This is a genomic window from Leptospira ryugenii (genome assembly GCF_003114855.1).
GTDB classification, from domain to species: domain Bacteria; phylum Spirochaetota; class Leptospiria; order Leptospirales; family Leptospiraceae; genus Leptospira_A; species Leptospira_A ryugenii.
The window spans coordinates 395,855-418,812 of sequence record NZ_BFBB01000008.1; the positions used below are offsets into that span (position 1 = coordinate 395,855).

The 22,958-nt window shown below is 38.9% G+C and carries 20 protein-coding genes; 7 read left to right on the plus strand and 13 right to left on the minus strand.

The features are described 5' to 3' along the window. Position 1: 1 nt before the first annotated feature. The 8 genes from gyrA to DI060_RS14585 form a co-directional block, all read right to left on the minus strand. Positions 2–2,515 carry a DNA gyrase subunit A gene (gene gyrA / locus DI060_RS14550; protein WP_108977677.1) on the minus strand — a complete coding sequence of 838 codons (2,514 nt, stop codon included), beginning with the start codon at positions 2,513–2,515 and terminating at the stop codon, positions 2–4. A 9-nt stretch (positions 2,516–2,524) separates the two neighbouring features. Continuing rightward, entirely contained in the window at positions 2,525–4,444 is a 1,920-nt protein-coding gene (gene gyrB, locus DI060_RS14555; protein WP_108977678.1) for a DNA topoisomerase (ATP-hydrolyzing) subunit B, read from the minus strand. A 94-nt stretch (positions 4,445–4,538) separates the two neighbouring features. Further along, a complete protein-coding gene (locus DI060_RS14560; protein ID WP_167837019.1) occupies positions 4,539–4,844 on the minus strand; it encodes a DciA family protein in 306 nt (101 codons plus the stop codon). Then, the gene (recF, locus tag DI060_RS14565; RefSeq protein ID WP_108977680.1) at positions 4,841–5,944 is read right to left on the minus strand and encodes a DNA replication/repair protein RecF; all 1,104 of its coding nucleotides are present in this window, start codon (positions 5,942–5,944) and stop codon (positions 4,841–4,843) included. Before recF ends, DI060_RS14560 begins: the two co-directional genes overlap by 4 nt. Beyond that, complete coding sequence (gene dnaN / locus DI060_RS14570; RefSeq protein WP_108977681.1) at positions 5,944–7,062, minus strand: DNA polymerase III subunit beta; 1,119 nt, start codon at positions 7,060–7,062, stop codon at positions 5,944–5,946. Before dnaN ends, recF begins: the two co-directional genes overlap by 1 nt. 245 nt (positions 7,063–7,307) lie before the next feature. Next, entirely contained in the window at positions 7,308–8,633 is a 1,326-nt protein-coding gene (dnaA, locus tag DI060_RS14575) for a chromosomal replication initiator protein DnaA (RefSeq protein WP_108977682.1), read from the minus strand. A 135-nt stretch (positions 8,634–8,768) separates the two neighbouring features. Further along, positions 8,769–9,710 (minus strand): hypothetical protein, encoded by a 942-nt coding sequence (locus tag DI060_RS14580; protein ID WP_108977683.1) that lies wholly within the window; start codon positions 9,708–9,710, stop codon positions 8,769–8,771. A gap of 9 nt (positions 9,711–9,719) precedes the next feature. Next, the gene (locus DI060_RS14585; RefSeq protein ID WP_108977684.1) at positions 9,720–10,643 is read right to left on the minus strand and encodes a branched-chain amino acid transaminase; all 924 of its coding nucleotides are present in this window, start codon (positions 10,641–10,643) and stop codon (positions 9,720–9,722) included. Positions 10,644–10,788: 145 nt separating this feature from the next. On the opposite strand from DI060_RS14585, the gene mnmG reads away from it, so the two are divergent. Then, the gene (gene mnmG, locus DI060_RS14590; RefSeq protein WP_108977685.1) at positions 10,789–12,663 is read left to right on the plus strand and encodes a tRNA uridine-5-carboxymethylaminomethyl(34) synthesis enzyme MnmG; all 1,875 of its coding nucleotides are present in this window, start codon (positions 10,789–10,791) and stop codon (positions 12,661–12,663) included. Between the two features lies 1 nt (position 12,664). Here the strand turns inward: mnmG and DI060_RS14595 are convergent, their stop codons facing one another. Next, positions 12,665–13,426, minus strand: a complete 762-nt coding sequence (locus tag DI060_RS14595) for a hypothetical protein (protein WP_108977686.1) — start codon at positions 13,424–13,426, stop codon at positions 12,665–12,667. A 56-nt stretch (positions 13,427–13,482) separates the two neighbouring features. Here DI060_RS14595 and DI060_RS14600 point away from each other — a divergent pair, with 56 nt between their 5' ends. From DI060_RS14600 to DI060_RS14610, 3 genes are read left to right on the plus strand one after another with little or no spacing between them, the layout of a single operon-like run. Next, positions 13,483–14,217: an RsmG family class I SAM-dependent methyltransferase gene (locus DI060_RS14600; protein WP_108977687.1), complete on the plus strand. Its 735-nt coding sequence runs from the start codon at positions 13,483–13,485 to the stop codon at positions 14,215–14,217. A 1-nt stretch (position 14,218) separates the two neighbouring features. Then, a complete protein-coding gene (locus DI060_RS14605; RefSeq protein ID WP_108977688.1) occupies positions 14,219–14,980 on the plus strand; it encodes a ParA family protein in 762 nt (253 codons plus the stop codon). A gap of 6 nt (positions 14,981–14,986) precedes the next feature. Beyond that, positions 14,987–15,880 (plus strand): ParB/RepB/Spo0J family partition protein, encoded by an 894-nt coding sequence (locus tag DI060_RS14610; RefSeq protein WP_108977689.1) that lies wholly within the window; start codon positions 14,987–14,989, stop codon positions 15,878–15,880. Here the strand turns inward: DI060_RS14610 and DI060_RS14615 are convergent. From DI060_RS14615 to DI060_RS14630, 4 genes are read right to left on the minus strand one after another with little or no spacing between them, the layout of a single operon-like run. After that, positions 15,836–17,629, minus strand: coding sequence for an ABC transporter transmembrane domain-containing protein (locus DI060_RS14615; RefSeq protein ID WP_108977690.1), 1,794 nt, complete (start codon positions 17,627–17,629; stop codon positions 15,836–15,838). The genes DI060_RS14610 and DI060_RS14615 overlap by 45 nt on opposite strands. 5 nt (positions 17,630–17,634) lie before the next feature. Beyond that, positions 17,635–18,099 carry a YaaR family protein gene (locus tag DI060_RS14620; RefSeq protein WP_108977691.1) on the minus strand — a complete coding sequence of 155 codons (465 nt, stop codon included), beginning with the start codon at positions 18,097–18,099 and terminating at the stop codon, positions 17,635–17,637. A gap of 9 nt (positions 18,100–18,108) precedes the next feature. Next, a complete protein-coding gene (locus DI060_RS14625; RefSeq protein WP_108977692.1) occupies positions 18,109–18,462 on the minus strand; it encodes a bactofilin family protein in 354 nt (117 codons plus the stop codon). Beyond that, positions 18,462–19,448, minus strand: coding sequence for a M23 family metallopeptidase (locus tag DI060_RS14630; RefSeq protein ID WP_108977693.1), 987 nt, complete (start codon positions 19,446–19,448; stop codon positions 18,462–18,464). Before DI060_RS14630 ends, DI060_RS14625 begins: the two co-directional genes overlap by 1 nt. 105 nt (positions 19,449–19,553) lie before the next feature. Here DI060_RS14630 and DI060_RS14635 point away from each other — a divergent pair, with 105 nt between their 5' ends. The 3 genes from DI060_RS14635 to DI060_RS14645 are packed head-to-tail and all read left to right on the plus strand — an operon-like array spanning position 19,554 to position 22,892. Further along, the gene (locus DI060_RS14635; RefSeq protein ID WP_108977694.1) at positions 19,554–20,360 is read left to right on the plus strand and encodes a TatD family hydrolase; all 807 of its coding nucleotides are present in this window, start codon (positions 19,554–19,556) and stop codon (positions 20,358–20,360) included. After that, positions 20,353–21,609, plus strand: coding sequence for a serine--tRNA ligase (gene serS / locus DI060_RS14640; protein ID WP_108977695.1), 1,257 nt, complete (start codon positions 20,353–20,355; stop codon positions 21,607–21,609). The genes DI060_RS14635 and serS overlap by 8 nt, the downstream gene beginning before the upstream one ends. A gap of 29 nt (positions 21,610–21,638) precedes the next feature. Then, complete coding sequence (locus tag DI060_RS14645) at positions 21,639–22,892, plus strand: OmpA family protein (RefSeq protein ID WP_108977696.1); 1,254 nt, start codon at positions 21,639–21,641, stop codon at positions 22,890–22,892. Positions 22,893–22,958: the final 66 nt, after the last annotated feature.

Consider the following 22,958-nt stretch of genomic DNA (forward strand, 5'->3'; position numbering starts at 1 on the left):
GTTATTCGGTATCCTTCACAATGGCAAAATCTTTCACAAAGTCATCATCTTTGATATCTACGACTTTTACACCCATTGCCGAGCGACCAAGTAAGGAAATTTCCTTTGCGCTGACTCGTATCGCCATTCCTGATTGAGTAATGACAAGAAGTTCGTCTTCTTCTCGAATTGTGCAAATACCGACTGACTTTCCGTTTTTTTCTCCTACTTTTAAGTAGGTCATTCCCTTTCCGGCTCGTCCTTTTGTAGAGAATTCTTCAAAATCTGTTCTCTTTCCGATACCATTTTCTGAGATACAAAATAGAGATGTATTGGGTTCAACTTTTGTTAAACCTACAATTTGATCATCGTCCTCAAGTCGCATCGCAGTCACCCCTGAAGCGGTTCTACCTTGCGATCTCAATTCATTGAGATTCATACGAATCGCGAGTCCCTGCTGACTGGCTATGAAGACATCAAAATTTTCGGGATTCGATAGAACCTCGATCAATTCATCTCCTTCACGCAATCCTATCGCAATAATACCTGATTTTTTCGTGTTGGAAAATTCATCTAACTGGATCTTTTTGACGAATCCTTCTTTTGTGACCATCAATAGATACGAGTTATCAAAATTTCGGAAGTTAAAAAGAGATGTTATCGTTTCATCTTCTGTTAGATTGATGATGGCTTTGAGAGATTTCCCTCTTGCTTCCTTTGTTCCAATAGGAAGTTCGTAAACTTTCATCAAGAATGCCCTTCCTTTGTTGGAAAATAACATTAAGTTATCATGCGTAAATGCGACACAAAGTTTTTTAATAAAATCTTCCCGTTTGGTTGAAATACCTTGTACACCTTTACCACCTCGTTTTTGGCGTTTAAAGGTATCCATAGGAAGACGTTTAATGAACATATCTTCAGAAATTTGAACAACAACTTCTTCATCTGCGATTAAATCTTCTGCGTTGAATGAAGAAGATTCTACTGACTCTAAACTAATTTCCGTTGTTCTCTTCCCACCAAATGATTCTGATACACCCTTTAACTCATCGCATATGATGTTTTTGACTCTTTCTGGTTTCGCTAAGATATCTTCTAAATCTTGGATGTGTAATCTTAATTGTTCCAATTCTTCTATGATTTTTTGAACTTCTAATGAAGTTAATCTCTGGAGTCTCATCTCCAAAATTGCATCTGCTTGTACTTCCGTCAGAGAGAATGTGCTGATTAATTTTGCTTGAGCTTCTTTAGGATCTTTAGAAGAGCGAATGATGCGTATGACTTCATCGATGTTATCTAATGCTATTTTGAGCCCTTCTAAGATATGAGCTCTCTTTTTGGCTTTCTCTAGATCAAACTCTGTTCTTTTGACAACAACTTCGTTCCTATGTTTTGCATAGGCTTCCAAAATTTGTTTTAAGGAAAAGATTTGAGGTTTGTTATCAAGAATTGCAAGCATTGTGATACCGTAGCTCACCTGCAATTGGGTTAGTTTAAAAAGTTGATTTAAAATTACCTGCGCATTAAAATCTTTTTTTACATGAATTTCTACTCGGATTCCTTTTCGATCTGAGAGATCTAAAATTTCTGTTATCCCCTCGATAATTTTTTCATTAACTAGATCTCCGATTTTCTCTAGTAGATTTCTCTTATTTACTTGATAAGGGATCTCATGGATAACGATGATCTCTCGTCCCTTTTGGTTTTCAATGATCTCTACCTTTGAGCGAATCCTAATGGAACCCCTACCTGTGGAATATGCTTGGTAAAGACCTTCTCCACCAATGATTGTTCCACCTGTCGGAAAGTCGGGCCCTGGAATGATTTTCATCAACTCTCGAAGAGTAATGTCGGGATTGCGTATCAACGCCACTACAGCTTCTATCGTTTCCGATAAATTATGTGGCGGGATATTTGTCGCCATACCTACAGCAATGCCTGATGATCCGTTGACTAAGATGTTTGGAAAATTAGCAGGGAGAACGTCAGGTTGTTGTCTCGTATCATCAAAGTTTGGCGAGAAGGAGACAGTATCTTTTTCAATGTCTTTCAAAAGCTCTTCTGCTAATTTAGTGAGCCTCGCTTCCGTGTATCGATAAGCAGCAGCAAAATCACCATCTACTGATCCAAAATTTCCCTGACCATCAATGAGAGGTTCCCTCATTGAAAATGTTTGGACCATACGCACCATCGTATCATAGACAGCCGTATCACCATGTGGGTGATAGTTACCTATCACCTCTCCAACAATCTTTGCCGATTTGACATATGGACGGTCACTTCTCCATGCCCGTTCATTCATTGCATGTAAAATACGCCTATGAACAGGCTTGAGACCATCTCGAACATCTGGAAGCGCCCTACCAACTATTACGCTCATCGCATAATCGAGGTAGGCCTCTTTCATTTGGTCTTCAATCTCTACAGGTATGACCCTCACGCCGGATTTTAAGGCTCCTGCAATGTCCGGTCTACCAGATACATTTAGAGATAAAGTTTTAGAAGATTCATTTTCTGGATTATTGATTTCAGTCATATTTTAATTTTATAGATCTAGGTTTGCTACTTTGTAAGAGTTTTCTTCGATAAAACGGCGTCTGGGTGAAACTTCATCACCCATAAGGATATTAAATGTATCTTCTGCTTCCACGAAGTCTTTTAGTTTTACCTGGAGCATAACCCTTGCTTTGGGATCCATTGTAGTTTCCCAAAGTTGCTCTGGATTCATCTCTCCCAATCCTTTGTATCGTTGTATCACTACTTTATCATTGGGTCGGCCTTTTAGAATTTCTTCTTTCTCTCTATCACTATAAACATAAAGTGCCTCTCTTCCGAACTTCAATTGGTACAAAGGTGGTTGAGCAACGTATAAATTTCCGTTTTCAATGATTGCTTTCATATGCCTAAAGAAGAATGTTAAGAGAAGAGTACGAATGTGCGAACCGTCTACATCCGCGTCGGTCATGATAATGATCTTTCTGTAGCGAAGTTTTTCTATATTAAATTCATCATCACCTATACCTGTACCCATAGCGGAGATTAAGGTACGAATCTCTTCATTCGATAGCACTTTATCCAGTCTGGATTTTTCGACGTTTAAAATTTTTCCTTTCAAAGGCAGAATCGCTTGGATATTTCTATCTCTTCCTTGTTTTGCTGATCCACCAGCAGAATCACCCTCGACCAAAAAGAGTTCACATTTTTCAGGATCTCTTTCAGAGCAATCAGCAAGTTTACCTGGCAAACCTCCACCTTCTAGTACTGTCTTTCTTCTGGTAAGATCTCTTGCCTTACGAGCGGCTTCTCTTGCTTTTGATGCTAAGATTGCCTTTTCTAATATTTTTTTAATGATGGTTGGGTTTTCTTCAAAGAATAGATTTAATCCTTCACTTGAAATTGTTTGCATCAAGCCTTTGACTTCAGCATTTACTAATTTCTCTTTGGTTTGGCTATTGAATTGAGGTTGAGGAATTTTGATCGATATAACTGCACAAAGTCCTTCTTTGACGTCATCACCAGTTAAGCCGTTAGGTTGTTTTTTAAAAAGAATTTGATCCTTTTTTAATTGGTCGTTTAGTGTTCTTGTAAGTGCAGCCCTGAACCCTTCTAAATGAGTCCCACCTAAATTGTTGTTAATTGCGTTTGTAAAACAAAAGATATTTTCTGTATAAGTATCACAATATTGAACCGCAATTTCTGCCCAGACATTTTCTTTTTCTCCATGGAAGTGTAAAACCTTATGCAAAGGATGCTTTGATTCGGTGATGTATTCAACGAAGGAAACGATTCCTCCATCAAATTTAAATTCATGTTTAGCAATGTCTGATTTTCTATGGTCTTCAATGCGAATGAAGAGACCCTTGTTTAAGAATGCGATTTCACGAAACCTCGAACTCAAAGTTTCAAAAACAAATTCCGTGGTGGTAAATATGGAGTTATCTGGTAAGAATCGTACGGTTGTTCCATTCCGATCGGAATCGCCTATGACCTTTACATCTTCAATTGGAATTCCAGCTTGGTATTTTTGGTAATGGACTTTGCCAGATTGGTGTACTTCTACTTCAAGCCAGGTTGAGAGAGCATTAACGACGGATACTCCAACGCCATGCAATCCTCCTGAAACCTTATAGGCATCATTTTCAAACTTTCCACCTGCGTGGAGAATGGTGAGAACAACCTCTATGGTAGACTTACCTTTGTCTGGATGGATGCCTGTTGGGATTCCACGACCATTGTCTTTAACCTCAATGATATTTCCAGGAAGGATCTTTACATCGATCTCTGTACAGTGACCGGCCATCGCCTCATCCACTGAGTTGTCGACGACTTCATAGACCATTTTGTGTAAACCGGTCTCGTCCTGAGTCCCTATGTACATCCCGGGACGCTTTCGGACGGCTTCTAAACCCTCTAGAATCTTAATTTTGGAAGCTGAATACGTGGAGGAGGAAGTCTCGTTGGTCATGGTTTTTTAGATGTCCTATAAGGAAGTATCCCCAAAAAGGCTCACTACGGCAAGTGAAAACAGGGTGGACTTCGCCTAGGCGGACCTCTATAAACTAGACCTTTCCAACTTTGAACTGCAATTTTTGAACCCTTCTTGGGTGTATAATTTTGTTGATTTTTTTTAAGATTTCTAGCTCTGAAAATTTCAATTCCTGGCTTACTAAAGAATGATTACATTGAATAACACATATAATCTCTGTTAATTTTACAGGTTCAGAATGGTCACCCAGAACTGCACCCACGAGGTCTTTCCAGACTACTTTGATTTTGTTTAAATCTTGGTCTATTAAGAGAGATTGTTGGTTAATCCCCAATTTATCAAGTGAGCTTAAAAAATCTCCTAAATCTACTTTTTTCAAAGCTCTATCCTTCTCTTTACAGAACCAGATTCAATTTCATAGATTTCTCTTTCAAAATCAAGAGATCCTATGTAATCCTTAATCCCCTCTAAGTCTGTTGTGGTAAAAAATGCTTGGTCACAACCGGATATAAGTTCTACAAAATATTCTCTTCTTTTTACATCCAGTTCACGGATGATGTCATCTATCAAAAGAACCGGCGCCTCACCAGTATTTTCTTTGGTCCATTGGAAACTTGCGGTTTTCATTGCGATGACAGCACTTCGTTTTTGTCCCTGAGATCCAAAGTGTGATAAGTCGCGCTCCTGAGTTCCAATGGGTATATCATCTCTATGAGAGCCACAACTCGTGTAACCAATGGCCATGTCTTTTTTTAGGTTTTTAATTAATTTTTCGCGATGCTCTTGTTCAGAGGATACATTAGGTTTATAGAATATATCGAAGTTATCCTTTCCATTGCTTAAGGTTGATAGATTTTTAGAAAAATAAATGGATAACTCTGAAATTATCTTCTGCCTTTCCTTTCTTATTTGGGCATCCCGCTCCACCAATGGTTCATTCCATATTTCTATTTCTTGAACGCTTGGATTTTCTTTTTTGAGAGCAGAGTTTCTTTGTTTTAAAAGTCTTTGGTATTCTATAATGTTTTGTAGGTAAGTTTGGTTATGTGAAGAAATAAATGAATCGATAAATTTTCGACGTTCCTGGTTACCTGCTTCGATGATAGCCAAGTCAGGTGGACAGAGGATGACAGATTTAAAAAATCCAATTGAATCAGCTACTTTTTTGATCACTTCACCATTGATCTTTATTCGTTTTCTTTTGATTCCTTGCTTTTGAATTCCATATTCGAATAAAAAATCTTCCCCTCTTGATTCGAACTCTGCGCGAAGAAATGTGAAATCGCTATCCCATTTCAATACTTGGTCTTCATCAGACTCACGAAAGCTCTTAAGCAAAGAGAGTATAGAAATCGATTCTAGAATATTTGTCTTTCCTTCTCCATTATTGCCTATAAAGAAGATTAACTTTGATTTAAATGTTAAATCAGTTTCCGTGTGGTTACGGAAATTTTGGAGCGTTAAACGCCTAAGAAACATTATAACTTCATAGGCATAATGACAGATACAAAATCACTATCAGACGGATCCTTAAATAAAACAGGCGCACTAGAAGAAGTAAATTCAAGTATAACTTCAGGATCATCAATAGCTTTTACAACATCACTCAAATAGTCTCCCTTAAATGCTATCGTGATAGAATCTCCTGAATACTCTGTTGGCATATTATGATCAAACATCATTGTTCCGGGGTTAGATGAGCTAATATTTACATTTCCTGATGAAAAACTCAATCGGATCTGTTTTGAAGGTTCTTCTGCCGATATAAGAGCTTGTTTTAAAAAAGTTAAAAAATCTGCTTTTTGAAATCTAACACTTTGCGATGTTTGTTTTGGAATGACTTGTTCATAATCAGGAAAGTTTCCATCAATCAGTTTGAACAACAATTCTACATTTCCACTTGATACATAAATCTGCTCATCTATAAACCCTATCTTTGCTGTATCCTTTCCTTCCATCATTTTTAGCATTTCACGTACGGCTTTATGTGGAATAATGACTCCATTTTTGAAAGGAAACTGTTTTGGAAATTTTCTTACGACTTTTGATAATCTCCTACCGTCAGTTCCTACAACGATCAAGTCCGTATCATTCGGCTTTAAAAATAGTCCGTTGAATACAAAACGAGTCTCTTCAATTGCCATGGCATAAGACGTTTTTCGGAACATCTCACGAATGGTTTGGCAAGGAAATTCTACGACACTGGATTCAGAAACAGAAGGGATTGTTTTTATATCATCTGAATCAATACCGTTGACTTTAAACTTAGTATCCATTTTTCCAGTAGCATCCGTGATGAGTGTCTCGGAAGACTCTTGGTTGTCGTTCGTTGCTAAACTTGTAGAATCAAAGTTTAGATTCTTAAAAATATTGGATAACTGTTTTGCTGGAAGACTAGCGGATCCTTTTTGACCTACCACTGCACTAACAGAAGTTTTAATAGCGATTTCTAAGTCAGTAGCCGAAAGATAGACTGCATTGTCAGTCGCTTGAATTTTTAAGTTAGATAGAGCGGACTTGATTTCTCTAACGGTGATGACTCCATCTACTGCAGTTATTGCTTTTAAAAACTCATGGGTATTGACAGTAAATTTCATCTGGGACTCTCCTAATGTATATTTATATAGATTATATATATTATGTCGTTTCTGTTGTTTCTGTCAGTATGTTCACAAAGCCTAAAGATTTCAATTTTTATTGGATTATGTCTTATTTTTTACCTTTTTTGCCTGTTTATATTTATGTCTCTTTTATGCAGTTTTCTCAAACTTTCCGACATTAGTTTCTGTTTTATGTCCTATTTAAAGTTTATAAACAGTTTATTTACGTAGTTTTGAACAGTTTATTGGAAACCGATCTGCAAACGCAATGCCTGGTAAACCTCATTCAGGGAAGCATCCGTTTTTAGTTTCTCTGAAATATTTTGAATCCCATGGATGACGGTTGTATGTTGCGCATTGAAGATTCTTCCAATGTGGGCCTTTTTTAGGGAAAAGACCTCAAAGAGTAAGAGCATGCAAAGGTGTCTAGGAATGATAAAATCAGCCTTTCGACTTTTGCCCAATAGATCAGAGCGCCCAATGGACATTTTTTGACAGACCAGCTCAATGACTTGGTCTGGGTCATAACCAATTCGTTTACGATTAAGCTGAAGGCGAGTATTCGCGATTTCTTTGATTGTTTCTTCGGATAGTAAAAACAGATTATAAGCTTTCTTATACAAAACAAGATCGTTCATAATTCCTAATAATGCGCGAGAGTCACCACTGGAATGGTCGGCTAACCAGGATAAAAGTTCGTTAGACATTGGTATGTCATAAACCATGGAATAGTGTTTAAACATTTCCGAACGCAGAGTACGGTCATGTTCTTTTAGATCCGCACGAATCCCATGGACAAATCGAGATTTTAGCCTGTCATGTAGAGGAAGTTCTTCGCTAGGCCTATCTGAAGCGATTACGATTTGCCTTTTTCTTTCATATAAAAAATTAAAGAGAGCAAAGAACTCCTCTTGGGTTTTTTCAGCTCCGCCATTTAAGAATTGGATGTCATCAAAAAGTAAGACATTGTACGATTGGTATTTTATTTTAAATGATTCGAGTCCATCACGATTGCTTTGCCTTACGCTAAAGATAAACTCATTTAAAAATGAAATACTACTTACATAGCGGATAGTTTTCCAAGGTTCTCTTTTTTTGATTTCATTACCTATGGCATGCAAAAGATGGGTCTTCCCTACTCCGACGGGTCCAAAGAAATAGACAGGATTAAATTTAGAAGGATGTTCTATGAGACTTTGAGCCGCCGTATATGCCAGTCGATTACTATCGGAAACAAAGAATGTTTCAAAGGTGTAATCGGAGTTTAACTCAGCGGATGTATCATCAAATTTTGACTCTAAAATGGATTTAATAGAATCAGAAGATTCTTGTTTATCAGTGATGACGGTGAGTTTAAGATTGTCACCTATCACTTGATAGGCTGCTGATTCTAAAAAATTTGAGTATTTAGCTTCAATATGAGATTTTATGGTTTGAGAGGGAGCCGAGACAATCAATTCTCTACCATTTATGGTAACCAATTTCAAAGGAGATATGAATGTTTTGAAATAATTAGGCTGAATATTTTTAGAAACTTCCTCTAAAATCGATTTCCAAGATTGATCCAATTCCCCGTTACCTCGTCCTTGCCGGGTACTATACTTCTATTCAGTAGGTAGAATTCAAATCAAAATCCCAGATTTGTTCTCGAAAGGGAAAATTAAAGAAACTTGATAAAAATATTATGTCTCTTTTGTTGTCGACTAATGCGTGTAAGAGGCTAGCTGTGAAAATAGTTTTGAAATCAAAAAGTATTCGATGGCAGGAATCTGCGAGTGAAGTTTTGATTTAAATTCTAAGATTGCTTGTATATGTTTTGCATACAAATCAAAATCTTTTTCTCTATATACATAGAGAAGGAGCAGAGAGAATAAATCTAAAAAGTCAATTGTACTCAAAACTTCTTTGAATGATTTTTTATCGGCCATTCTTTCTCTGACCCAATTCTCAAGCTTCAATAGAAGTAAACTATCGAAGGCGTGTTCTCGTATCGTTCCCAACCACTCATCGATAATGTCTTGGTCAAATTCAAAAGGATTCAATGATCCGCCAAAGAATTTTCTACCTTCAAAACTCACATGGCTTCTAATTTCTCGAATAGCTGATTGATTTAGGTAATGGAATGGAATCGCTAGGGAGCGAGAGACTATCGTTTTTTTTAACAAATTTAAATCGTTTACGAGAAGGATAAACAATGTATGAGATGGTGGCTCTTCCAATGTCTTAAGGAGAGTTGTTTCCGCCTCATGGTTGATACGTTGTGATTCAGGGAACAAAACAATCCTTTTGTGCGACGTGTGAGGTTTAAAAGGTATCTTATGATACAAAAGCCAACGTACTGTAAATTCGTCTGGATCTTTTTCCTTACCTATGGCTATGTTTTTGTTTCTTGGAAATTGGATGTAATCAGGGTGCAAGCCACGCATAAACAGGCGGCAGGATTCACAATCTCCACATGATGTTCCCCGGAGGCAAAGCAGATGGCGTGCGAACCGTTCAGCGGCGTGCCACTTACCAACTCCATCGGGCCCATGAAAGATAAGAACACCTGGAAGTTTATCTGGGAATTTCGCAAAGTAGCTCAAATAAGATAAGGCTACTTCTTGTCCTCTCGTTTCTTCTATGGAAAATGGGGCAACACTCACAAGAGTAAATCAGTATACCGAACTTAACCAATCTTTGTAAAGATCATCTTCACCGCGCACAATGGTGAAAAATAAGGATTGGATTTTCTTAGTGATGGCTCCTTTGTTTCCATCTCCGACGATCCTTCTGTCTACCTCTTTGACCCAAGCGACTTGCACACCAGTTCCCGTGAAAAAAATCTCATCAGCGATATAGAGTTCAGAGCGTAAAACATTTCTTTCTACCAATGGAATCTTTAAATCGTTTGCAAGTTTGATGATGGTCCTTCGTGTGATGCCTTCTAAGATAGAAGAGTTCAAACTTGGAGTTATTAGTTGTCCATTTCGGACGAGAAAGATATTTTCTGCAGAGCCCTCAGAAACGTATCCATTCGCATCTAGAAAAATAGCTTCATCCATCCCAGCTTGCACTGCCTCAGACTTAGCAAGGGCTGAGTTTACATAACCACCGCTACTTTTAGCTAGTGAAGGGATCTGGTTATCGGAATACCTTTGCCAAGAACTCACAATGGTTCTTAATCCGTTTTCTGTATCTAGATAATCATCAAGTTTAAGAATGTAGATCGCTAACTCCACATCTACATCATGAAACCTCGGTGAGAGTTGAAGAGCTGAGGTATAGATGATCGGCCGAATGTAAATGTTTTGGTGGTAGTGGCTCTTTCGGATCAAATCCAAAGTAATTTCTACCAATTCTTCAGGAGATTTTTTAAAGTTCAATTGCATCATCTTTGCGGAATTTACAAGACGATTGAAGTGATCAAAAAGTCGGAACACGTAGAGATTTTTCTTTTTGGGATTGTAATATCCTCTTATCCCACCGAAGACAGAGGTGCCATATTGGAAGGCATGTGTTTGGATACTAATCTTGGCCTCAGTGGTGGGAATGATCTTTCCTTCGAAGTAACAAAGTTCTTTGTGTGATGTGCTCATTGGCTTTCCTAAGCTTACTAAATTTTTAAAGTTTGGTATTTAGAAAATGAATTTTATCTTTTTTTCTCTCGAAGCTTTAGAGCCTTTTCCACTTATCGTTTAGATAGATTCCCAAACCACGAACTGATTCGTTACATGACATAATATGGAAAATCATTTTTATCCTCATCGATTTGATTGCGTCGTTGTTGGCGCGGGCCATGCAGGTTCCGAGGCAGCATATATTACGGCAAAAGCTGGCATCCGAACTCTTCTCATCACTATGAATCTCGACACCATCGGGCAGATGAGTTGTAACCCAGCTATAGGGGGAATTGCAAAAGGCCATATGGTAAGAGAAGTGGATGCCCTGGGTGGATTAATGGCTAAAGTGATCGATGCCACAGGCATTCAATTTAAGATGCTGAATACCTCAAAAGGACCATCCGTTTGGGCACCGCGCGCTCAAGCAGAAAAGAAACAATACCAGCTAATGGTGAAGCATGAATTAGAAAAGTTATCTTATCTCTCCATCAGACAAGATACCGTAGAAGACTTAATCATTGAAGGACAACAAGTCGTCGGGCTAAAGACAGGAAGAGGTTTTAGTTTTGAAACCAATCATGTGATTCTCACAACCGGAACCTTTCTTTCAAGTGTGATTCACATCGGTACTTACCAGAAGGAATCAGGAAGGATAGGAGAGCCAACGACCAAAGGCCTTTCTCATTCTTTAGCTCATGAAAAATTTAGAATGGGCCGTCTGAAGACAGGAACACCCGCAAGAGTTCATAAGAATTCTATCGACTTAGCTGGTTTAGAAGAACAGCATGGTGATGAAAATCCATCTCCGTTCTCTTTCTCCACAGAAACAATCACGCGAAGGCAAATCCCCTGTTACATAACCTATACCAATGAAAAAACACATGAGCTTATCCAGGGAAATCTTTCGCTCTCCCCAATGTATTCTGGCCAAATCAAAAGTACTGGGCCGCGGTATTGCCCAAGTATAGAAGATAAAGTCGTACGATTTGCCGAACGTGATAGGCATCAGATATTCATAGAACCAGAAGGTTATGAGACCAATGAGATGTATCTAAATGGAGTCTCTACTAGTTTACCGGAAGAAGTCCAATGGAAGTTTTTACGTACGATCAAAGGACTAGAATCCGTTGAGTTAATGAGACCAGGGTATGCAATTGAATATGACTATGTAGACCCAACGGAATTGAAACCAACACTCGAAACCAAAAAAGTAAAAGGATTGTTCCATGCGGGCCAAATCAATGGAACTACTGGTTACGAGGAGGCGGCAGCACAGGGTTTAGTCGCAGCTTATAATGTGATTCGTTCTGTAAGAAAGGAATCGCCGATTGTGTTTCCTAGAAGCGAATCATACATAGGTGTTTTGGTGGATGATCTCGTATACAAAGGAGTAGAGGATCCATACAGGATGTTCACAAGCAGAGCAGAGTATAGACTTCTCTTGCGACAAGACAATGCAGACCAACGATTGATGAAGTATGGATATGAGATGGGTTTAATCGAAAAGGATGCTTTTGAAAAAATGAAGTCTCGTTATGCCTTGATAGACAATCTCAAACAAAAATTGAATTCGCTTTCTATGAAACCCGTGGAAGGTTTAGAGCAAGTATTGGAAAAAAGAAAGATCCAAAACTTTAAATTTGGGCATAGTGTAGCTGCCTTTCTTAAGAGACCGGAAGTGCGGATCCAAGACTGCGAAATTTTCCTTCCTGAATTGAACCAATTGGATTACCAAGCTCAATCTGTATTAGAGATGGAGCTAAAGTATGAAGGGTATTTGAAGCGAGAGTTGGAGTCGATAGAGTATCGAAAGAAGTTTTATTCTCTAAATATCCCAGAAGACTTTGATTATAAATCTGTAAAAGGACTTAAGACAGAAGCGATCATTAAGTTGGAAAAGCATAGACCAATGAATCTAGAGATGGCTGGCCATATTTCAGGCGTAGATCCATCAGATGTTGATCTATTGCTGTATCATTTGGTAGAAAGACGTTAGCTCAATTCTCTGCCTTGGAGACTTTATTTTTAAATTTATCCTCATAGATCAGAGTGTGTGTTTTTTCAAGCACCCACTGGTCTGATTGTTTCACGTGAAACGTGTAACTTTCCAAAAGCCCATCTTGTTTGTATTTTAATTTGTGAACTCGTTTAGTCTCACCTTGCGAAAACTCCCTCTCTACTAGCTGGCCTTTCGTATCGTATTTAAAGACTACTTCACCAAGAGCTTTCTTTTTATCAGAAAACATAGTTTGGATCTGGACATTGGGTCGTTTTGGGTCGAGAGAAAACCGAAACGATTCTAAATCATTCGTATCCGCATTAACTCCTTCTCCAGCGATCACCGATCCTTCCTTGTCAACGGTCAGAGTGTAATGGATCAGAACTTTTCCTGACTCATCTTTCGTTATGATTTTTTGAATGAATTTCCCTTTGTAGAGAAACTCTTTTCTTTCCACCAAAGTATCATCAGAAGAGTAGACCTCTTCGCCTATGACTAGACCGTTCCGGTAGCGATAGACAGTCCTTCCTTCCTTAATCCCCTCTCCTTTGGAGTATCGTTCTTCAACCAAACGTCCCTCATCATCGTAGATAAAGTCCGTGACAAAGACTACTGTTCCTTCTGCGTTTCTGATGATTTCTTTCTGAGGAGACTTTGTTTGTTTCGAAAAAATCAATTGGTCTTTATACGACCACTTTCCTGGTGTATAAGCAAACAAGGAGCTTGCTAACAAAAAGATAAAAAGAAAGATGATTCTCATGCGTGGGACTCTCCTATAGAATTCTTCGGCTAATTATAGGAATCCTAAACGAGATTATGTCTGCTGAAAAATACCAAGATAAAATTATTCAACTTTTACCTACGATAGCTGGAGAGATTCTGACTGACTTTCGTTGGGATCTCGTTTCTCTGTTTGAAACTTTCTTACAAAGAGAAAATGAACGCGGAGGATTTTTTTCTAAACGAGACTCGGAGCTTATTTTTGATCGGCATATCATTGATTGTTTATTGTTTGTTTGGTACTTAAAACGAGAAGGCTATGTTTCACGTGAAACAAAAGTTGCAGATGTGGGTACAGGACCTGGCCTTCCTGGATTCTTATTCCAATGCTTACAAGAACCTCCACAACTGACTCTCATTGATTCCCAACGGAGAAAACTCTCCTTATTAGAGGGAGAATACCTTGCGAATCTATCACTCTACGGTGAACCAAAAATTCATTTTTTATATGCTCGAGCGGAGGAAGTAGAATCTACATTTGATTTAGTCACATTGAGAGCGGTGATCCCTTATCCGTATTCAGCAGAGCTATGCTGTAGATTGACCAAGACCCAAGGTTTATTATGTCCCTATCTTGGGCAGAGTTCTGTCGCAGTCGACTTAGAGAAAGAGGTCTTGCAGAACCAAGGCTTTGTCTTGAAAAAAGAAATCGCTATTGAGGAATTAAGCTTTTTAGGAAAGAGACATATCAAGATACTGCAAAAGAATTCAAAACCAAAGCCTGGCTATCCCAGACCTTGGAAAGAAATCGTAAAAGATACGAAAGGCTAAAATGGGAAAGATTATATCAATCAGCAATCAGAAAGGTGGAGTTGGGAAGACGACAACAGCCATCAACCTGGCATCGAATCTAGTCAACTTACAGAAAACCGTACTCCTTGTAGACATTGATCCTCAGGGCAACTCAGGTTCAGGACTCGGCCTAGAAGTCCAATCTCTCCAAAAGACTACCTATGAATTATTGATCGGTGAACTTTCTGCAAGAGAAGCGATTCAAAAAACTTCCATATCAGGTTTGGATATTATCGCTTCCAATATAAACCTCTCTGGATTGGAAGTGGATTTTCTCGGACTAGAAAGAAAGGAATTTAAATTAAAAGAGGCACTTACTTCCATCAAAGACCAATATGATTTTATTTTCATCGATTGCCCTCCCTCTCTAGGTGTCTTGACCATCAATGCCTTGTGTGCCTCACAATCAGTGATGATCACGTTGCAGACAGAATACTTTGCCTTGGAAGGTCTATCTCAATTGATGCGCATCATCTCATTAGTCCAAAACCAATGGAACCAAAGTCTCGAGTTAGAAGGAGTTTTGTTAACAATGTATGATAAAAGGACAAACCTAGCTAACCAAGTAGCTGATGATGTGAGAAACTTTTTTAAAGAGAAAGTGTACGAAACTGTCATTCCTAGAAACATAAAACTTTCTGAGGCTCCCTCATTTGGTAAGCCTATCAATTTATATGATCCTGATGGAGTTGGAGCAAAGAGTTATAAAAGTTTGGCAGAAGAACTGATAGGGAAGGCTTAGATATTTATGGCTTTGGGCAAAGGAAAAGTACTGGGTAGAGGTCTAAGCAATCTCATACCTGTGAATGATAAAAATGAAGAACTGAGCAAAGAAGATTTATCTGGACTCAGAGAAATCAAAATATCCGAAATTTCTATAAATCCATTCCAACCTAGAAAGACATTTTCGAATGAGAGTTTACAGGAACTTTCACAAACTATTCAGGTCCATGGTGTTATCCAACCGATTGTAGTTCAAAAAAATAAATCATCCACTGGCTATACTTTGATATCGGGGGAGCGAAGGATGAGGGCTTGCAAATTAGCAGGCTTTCTGAAAATTCCAGCCATCGTAAAAGATGTATCTGAAAACGAAATGATGGAAATGGCTCTCATCGAAAATTTACAGCGTGAGGATCTAAATCCCGTTGAAGAAGCTCTCGCGTATCAATTAATAATCGACAAACAGGGATTAAAGGTCACAGAACTCGCGAGTAAAATTGGAAAAAATCGTTCTACAGTTTCTAATTTGGTTCGGCTTTTAAGTTTGCCTAAACCAGTTCTTGATTGGTTGAGAGAAGGAAAACTTTCAGAAGGGCAAGCAAGACCTTTGCTCTCTTTACCAGAGGCCAAAAAGCAATTGGATGTTGCGACAAAGATTGTCCAGGAAGGTTGGACGGCAAGGGATGTTGAAAACCATGTCTCGCTAATTCTTCATCCTGATAAAAAGATAAAATCAAAACAATCTGATCTGAGTAAAGATGCAAGTATTGCTAAAATAGAAACAAAACTCAGAAATAAATACAGTTCCAAAGTCGAGATCGCTCACAATGAATCTAATGGAAAAGGAAAGATAACCTTCTCCTATGCAAACCTATCAGACATGGAACGAGTTCTGGAACTCCTCGGTATTAAACTGTAGTTCTGCCAAACGTGCATAAAGTTTACTACTAGAGATCAATTCTTCGTGAGTACCAACATTCTCAACCCTTCCCTGATTTAAGACAACGATCTGATCTGCTTTTAGGATTGTAGACAATCGGTGGGCAATCATGATTGTCGTTCTCTCTTTCGAAAAACCATCTAATGCTTTCTGGATCATTTGCTCTGATTGGGAATCGAGAGCTGAAGTTGCTTCATCCAAAAGCAGAACTAGAGGGTTTTTGACGATTGCCCTTGCGATGGCAATTCTTTGTTTTTGCCCTCCGGATAGTCTTGAGCCTAAATGCCCTAAATCTGTATCCCAAGAATTTGGAAGTTGAGATAAGAATTCTGTTACGTATGCTTTCTCTGCCGCTTCTTTTACCATTTCTTCGGAAGCTAAAGGATTTCCGTACAAAATGTTCTCGTACAAGGAGCCAGAAAACAAAATCGGCGATTGCGGGACGAAACTAACCATTGATCTATATTCCTTAAGAGGTAGCCGTTGGATGTTGATCCCATCAATTTCGATCTGACCAGATTCTGGGTCATAAAACCTAAGTAGTAATTCAAACAAAGTAGATTTGCCAGCTCCCGAGGGACCAACAATCGCTGTCGTTTTTTTCGCAGGAATTTGGAGCTTGATTTCTTTTAATATGCTCTGCTCTGGTCTGCTGGGATAAGAGAAAGATACAGAATGGAAATGAATTTCCCCCTTGGGTGGTGGATATTGTTGTATGCTCTCGCTCGGTACACTAAGTATATCTGATTGGGCATTCAGCAATTCCATTAAACGTTCGGTTGCTCCAGAGGCTCTTTGTAGATCACCCAATACTTCTGATAAGGCACCCATGGAACTTGCAACCATAATGGAGTAAAAAGCAAATGATGTGAGTTCCCCGGCGCTTATCCTTCCTTCCAAAACGTCTAGACCCCCAACCCAAAGCATAAAGCAGATTCCAAGTAAAATGAGAAGGATCACAGAAGAGATGAGTAAAGACCTTTGTCGAATTCTCGCGACCGAAGTTTGGAAGGACTGTTCCACATTTTCTTTGAATTTAATGCGATCAATTTCTTCATGTGTGAAACTTTGTAGAACCTTTATATTCAATAATGCCTCACTGACATAAGATCCCACATTTGCGATCCGATCTTGAGTATCTCTAGATAGGCGTCTCACTCGTTTTCCAAAGAAGAGAATGGGAAATACCACGAAGGGAACAGAAAGTAAAATGATTAAAGTAAGTTTAATGTTCGTGAAGAATAGAAAGACGATTCCTCCACAAAACATCAAAACATTACGCAGTGCTATGGATGCAGAAGATCCAAAAACTGTCTGTAGAATAGTTGTGTCGGCAACAATTCGTGACTGAATCTCACCTGGAGAATTTAACTCAAAGAAGCTGGGTGGAAGAGTTAAGATATGGGAAAAAACATCCAATTTAAGATCAGAAGAGACTCTTTCGCCTATCCAGGAGACCGTATAGTGGCGTACGTAAGTACCGATTGCCATAAGTAAGCCAATTCCTGCGATCACGGCTAAGGAAATGAATAGTTCTTCTTTTGAGCGAGCAGAGAACCCTGCGTCAATTAAATGCCTGATACCTTGCCCGAGAGAGAGCGTGACACCTGCAGTAAACAGAAGCGCAAGGGCGGAGAAAAAGAGAACCTTTCGGTAGGGAAACAAGTACTTTAACGAGGAACGTAAAGAATGGTAGTTTTTACTTTTGGGACGATCTAGATTGAGCAACAGGATTAACCTTTTAAGTCAATTAATAGACCTCTGATCTCATCCATTTGTTTCAAAATTGAGAAGGCTGAATTTGTTGGTGAAAACATTGTGTTTGCCAAAAGATCTAGTTTTTCATCTAGAACTTTAATATAACGAATATCCTTAGTATCGTTGCGGCCTAAGGAAGGAGCCCTCATCACTTTATGGTTCTTTTTCAGGATAAGCTCAGCTATTTGTTTGATGTGATCTTTATATTCTGAAAGAGTTTTTTGGTTCTGTGATGAGATCAAAGCCCTTTCTAAATCAGGCAGGTCTTTCCAAAGTTCATTAAGTTCTTTTGTATTGTCATTTGTATGTGGAACGATACTATCAAGAATTTCGAAAAAACTCTGTTTGGCTGGATCCGTTTCTGCGACTGATTTACCTTCGCTAGGTTTTTTTTTGTTCGTAGACGAACTTGTTTGGGTAGGTGCAGATTGAACGAACATAGATCCTCACTAAGAGCGAGTAGGATTTATGGTGCATTTGCCGTGAAAGATAACGCCTTCCTCTACGATAAGTCTTGGAGTTACGATGTCGCCTTCAAGCCTACAACTGGAAAGAAGAGTTACTCTCTCTGTCGCATAGATATTTCCACGGATTTCTCCACCAGCTACCACTACTCTAGCCTTAATATCTGTATCGACGATTCCGGATTTTCCTATAAGTACCTTTCCCTCTGTTTCTAGGACACCGCGGAATTTTCCGTCAATCCGAATGAGACCTGGGAATTTAAATTCACCAGTGAATTCCGCGCCTTCACCAATGACACTGTTGATTAAATACTCTTCTTCTTGTGTTTCTTTTGACATTATTCTTGGATTTGGTTTAGGAATGAAAATGGATTCAAGGCTTGCGTACCAACATGCACTTCATAGTGAAGGTGGTAGATTGGATTTTCAGGAGTTTTGCCAACATAACCAATGACATCTCCTTTTGAAACCTTTTCCATCTTTTTGACTTTGATACGATCCAAGTTTGAGTAAATGGTTTTCCATCCAAATCGGTGAGCCACCTTCACGTAATAGCCTGTTGCCGGCGAGAAGCCTGTTTCATAGGCAATGCCTGGAGCAGTAACAATGACTTCAGCCCCTGGAAAGGAACCAATATCTAAACCTCGATTGAATTCTTCTTTTCCGGTAATGGGTGAGAGGTACTTACCAAACGGAAATAGAACGTATCCTTTGGTAGGCCAGATGGAAGGTGTATTACGAATGATATTTTTACGTTTCTTGATGAGTTTGATGATCTCATCTGAGAGCTCTGAAGACAACTTTAAGTTATGTATGTCTTCTTTGATTCGGAAGGACTCTTCACTAATGTTGGTTTGTGGAGTTCCTTGCATAGCAAAGAATTGGTTACTACCACCCATTCCTTTTGAAACTCTTGCTGGGTCACCACCCAATTTTATGTAAAGATTTGAAATCTTATCATAGTAATATTGGATCGTTTCGTGTAGAGAATTAACCTCATCCTTCATTTTCGAAGACTGGCGAATGAAGTCTTTATTTGTTAGGTTTAATTCTGTTAGCTGGTGCACTGAGCCACTATGGGAAAGAACATTCACAGCACTGATTACTAACAATACAACTACCACTCCGATGAAAATGGAAATCGTCTTATAAGAAATGACAAAATTGATTGTCTTTCGATCTGTATGAGGAATGACCATGATGGTCAGCTTCTCACGGCCTTTTTTGTCCAAATCTTCATAGCGTTGCGATAGTTTTAATTTCCATTCCTGCATCTTGTAACGCAGACGGTAAAACTGGAGGTTGATAAACTGGCGCAAATTCATAGAACTAACAAAAAAAGGTCAGATATTGCAAAACTTCTCCCTTGCCCTATATCTTTCGATTGAATTTTCATTTTCACTGCATGGAATTTACAAAACCTGCTCCTTATGGCGCATTCTCTGATCGATACCCACTGTCATTTGGACATAATACAGGAACAAGGTCTAGCTATTGGGGAAGCTGTCTCCTTAGCGAAGGATGCTGGTTTACGAAAAATCGTTCAAATCGGGATAGACCTGCCTAGTTCAGAGAAAGCGATCCAAATCGCTGATAGCTATTCCTCAGATTCCTTAGAGATAGTGTATACCATTGGCTGCCATCCAACCGAAACCCATGAATTTCCGAAAGCGGATGAAATACTGCAATTGGCAAAAACGCGCCTAAGTGATCCACGATTCGTGGGGATTGGAGAAATAGGGATGGATCTCTACCACAATGCAGACCAAAAGCAGGCTCAGCGCGATGTACTTTCGAAATTTTTAGATTTTTCCAGCGAATACAAATTGCCTGTTGTGATCCATTCTCGGGATGCCTTTCAGGAAACTTGGGAAGGTTTGCAAGAATATAAAGGCAGAGCATTTGGAGTCATCCATTGTTTTACCTATGATTTCGAGGCAGCAAAACGATTTATTGATTTAGGGTATTACATTTCATTTTCGGGCATCTTAGCTTTTAAAAATGCGATTGAGATACAAGAGGCAGCAAAGCAAATCCCTCTGGAATGCATTTTGATAGAAACCGATGCACCTTTCCTTGCTCCACCACCTTTTCGAGGAAAGAGAAATGATTCCTCTAAATTACCTCATATTTTAGAAAAGATGTTTTCATTGCGTTCAGAGAGTAATGAAGTCATTGAATCAAAACTATTGCAAAACTCTGAAAAATTCATCGCAAGAAAGGCTTACTATGCTTGATATCAATCGAATACTGCAGAATCCGGAAGTCTTATTAGATACACTTCAAAAAAGGGGATTTGATTCCAAAGACATTGAATCTAAAATTTCTGAAGTTAGTTCCAGACAGAGAAAGTTAAAATTAGAATCCGAAGAGTTACGTGCAGAACGTAACAAAGTATCAAAAGAAATTGGAATTCTTAAAGCTAAAGGTGAGGACATTTCCTCCATTTCTCAATCCATGAAATCGGTTGGAGATAGAATCAAAGCTATAGAAGATGAGTTGGCAAGTTATGAGGAATCTTTACATGATATCAACATAGGTCTTCCCAATCTCTTGGATGACAGTGTTCCTTTTGGAAAGGATGAGAAAGATAACGTCTTAGTTAAGACGTTCGGAGAAAAGAACTCGTTTACGTTTCCGGTAAAACCTCATTTTGAAATTGGTGAGGCAATGGGTATCTTCGATTTTGAGAGAGGAGTTAAGTTATCCGGTGCAAGATTTTATACATACTCCGGATTGGCTGCAAAATTAGAGCGCGCTTTGATGAACTTAATGTTGGATACTCACACAACAGAAAATGGCTATCGTGAAATGTGGGTTCCCGTTCTTGTTAATGATGAATCCATGACTGCGACGGGGCAGCTTCCAAAATTTGCAGAAGATTTTTATCGTTTAGAGAAGGATGGATTGAATTTGATCCCGACTGCTGAAGTTCCTCTAACAAATTATTACCGTGATGAGATCATTGCTGATAAGGATTTACCAATTTCTATGTGCGCCCATACCTCCTGTTTTCGTAGAGAAGCAGGCTCTTACGGGAAGGATACACGTGGTCTCGTGCGAGTCCACCAATTCCAAAAAGTAGAATTGGTAAAGTTTTGCCGACCTGAAGATTCTCAAACAGAGCACGAAAAAATGCTCTCTGATGCGGAGTCCATCCTTCAAAAACTCAATCTCCATTACAGGGTAATGTTGCTTTGTAGCCAAGACATGTCGGCAGCTTCCAGTAAAACCTACGATATAGAGGTTTGGATGCCTGGTTTAGGGCGATATATGGAAATATCTTCCGTTTCAAACTTCAAAGACTATCAAGCAAGAAGAGGAAAAATTCGATACAAGAGCAAGGAAGGAAAAAACCTGCTCATACATACTCTGAATGGTTCTGGACTTGCAATCGGAAGAACACTGGCTGCGGTGATTGAAAATTACCAAACAGAGGATGGTACCTTCGCAATACCTGATGTATTGAAATCGTACATCAGATAAAAATTTTGAGCAGAGAAGGTTGGTCTCCGATGCTCAAAGTTCAGATTTTCCCAAACATTGCTCTTTGCTTTTTTTCACTTTTTTACTCTCTATCAGCTGAACCAAGCATTGTGATAGAGCCGATTCGTGGAAACATCAACACTCGATTTCAAGAATTTGGCCCAAGTCTTTCTCCAGATGCAAAGACTTTGTATTTCTATTCTAAGCGTGCTGAATCCTTATACACGCAGATCTTTAGGAGTTCTCTCCAAAAAGACAATACATGGTCCTTTCCAGAAGAAGTAGAAGAACTCAATTCTGAATTTGATGACCAAAGCCCCTTTATAACTAGAGATGGAAAAATGATTCTGTTTTCTTCCAATCGAGATGGAGCGACAGAAGTTTCCTTAACGGACGGGCGTAAAGGCATTTCGAGGGACATTTACATCTCGCAATGGCTTGGAACACGTTGGTCTATTCCGCTACCGCTCCCCAATACTATCAACACTGACCAGATAGAAGAAAATCCTCATATGTTAGGCGATACTCTTTTGTTTACTCGCTATCCTTTCGGACAACCTCAATTCGCAAAGATTTACATTACCAAACGGAAAGGAAATAGCTGGACTGAACCGGTTCCCTTACCAAACCCCATTAATGATGAAAATGCAACGATTGCTGCGGCCTTCAATGATGAAGGTACAATTTTATTTTTCGCATCCAATCGAAGCGGAGGTTTTGGAGGATTTGATATATATATGGCGAAAGTGAAAGAGAATCAATTTGTTGATATAGAAAACTTAGGCTCTGAAATAAACTCAGCCTCTGATGAAGCGTATGTCATCTACCAACAAGTGAAAAAAACATTTCTTTTCTGTCGTCGAATTGAAGGGCAATCCTTTGATATCTTTGCAGCCTACATCCCTAGAAAACCAAACGAAATTGAAACTAAACTCAAGGAAGATAAAAAAGTTAGTCTGGAGAATATATATTTTGAGCGTGGTTCGGCACGGTTGAAAAATGAATCAACGATACCATTGGATTCGGTAGTCGACTATTTGCATGAGAACCCTAAGGTACGCATGAAGATTGTTGGCCATACGGACCTTCATGGGAACCATGACGACAATTTGATTCTATCTAGAGAAAGAGCCCAATCCGTGAGAGACTATCTCACGAGAAAGGGTGTGGAGGAAAAGCGTATTCTGACTGAGGGAAAAGGTTCAACCCAGCCCGTGAGTGACAAGTTGGATGATGAATCTTCTAAAAAAAACCGTAGAACGGAATTTCTATTGGTGGATTGAACAGAAAAGACTTCCCATAGCCTAGGATTTGCTATTTTTACTTGAAAGGAAAATTGTATAGAAAGC

Bases quoted from the DNA above. Each gene is read 5' to 3' on its own strand.
- DI060_RS14585 (WP_108977684.1), bottom strand. From the start codon at position 10,643: ATGAGCACATCACACAAAGAACTTTGTTACTTCGAAGGAAAGATCATT.
- DI060_RS14610 (WP_108977689.1), top strand. From the start codon at position 14,987: ATGGCTTTGGGCAAAGGAAAAGTACTGGGTAGAGGTCTAAGCAATCTC.
- DI060_RS14600 (WP_108977687.1), top strand. From the start codon at position 13,483: ATGTCTGCTGAAAAATACCAAGATAAAATTATTCAACTTTTACCTACG.
- mnmG (WP_108977685.1), top strand. From the start codon at position 10,789: ATGGAAAATCATTTTTATCCTCATCGATTTGATTGCGTCGTTGTTGGC.
- serS (WP_108977695.1), top strand. From the start codon at position 20,353: ATGCTTGATATCAATCGAATACTGCAGAATCCGGAAGTCTTATTAGAT.
- gyrA (WP_108977677.1), bottom strand. From the start codon at position 2,515: ATGACTGAAATCAATAATCCAGAAAATGAATCTTCTAAAACTTTATCT.
- DI060_RS14630 (WP_108977693.1), bottom strand. From the start codon at position 19,448: ATGAATTTGCGCCAGTTTATCAACCTCCAGTTTTACCGTCTGCGTTAC.
- gyrB (WP_108977678.1), bottom strand. From the start codon at position 4,444: ATGACCAACGAGACTTCCTCCTCCACGTATTCAGCTTCCAAAATTAAG.
- dnaN (WP_108977681.1), bottom strand. From the start codon at position 7,062: ATGAAATTTACTGTCAATACCCATGAGTTTTTAAAAGCAATAACTGCA.
- DI060_RS14645 (WP_108977696.1), top strand. From the start codon at position 21,639: ATGCTCAAAGTTCAGATTTTCCCAAACATTGCTCTTTGCTTTTTTTCA.
- DI060_RS14620 (WP_108977691.1), bottom strand. From the start codon at position 18,099: ATGTTCGTTCAATCTGCACCTACCCAAACAAGTTCGTCTACGAACAAA.
- recF (WP_108977680.1), bottom strand. From the start codon at position 5,944: ATGTTTCTTAGGCGTTTAACGCTCCAAAATTTCCGTAACCACACGGAA.
- DI060_RS14595 (WP_108977686.1), bottom strand. From the start codon at position 13,426: ATGAGAATCATCTTTCTTTTTATCTTTTTGTTAGCAAGCTCCTTGTTT.
- DI060_RS14635 (WP_108977694.1), top strand. From the start codon at position 19,554: ATGGCGCATTCTCTGATCGATACCCACTGTCATTTGGACATAATACAG.
- DI060_RS14605 (WP_108977688.1), top strand. From the start codon at position 14,219: ATGGGAAAGATTATATCAATCAGCAATCAGAAAGGTGGAGTTGGGAAG.
- DI060_RS14625 (WP_108977692.1), bottom strand. From the start codon at position 18,462: ATGTCAAAAGAAACACAAGAAGAAGAGTATTTAATCAACAGTGTCATT.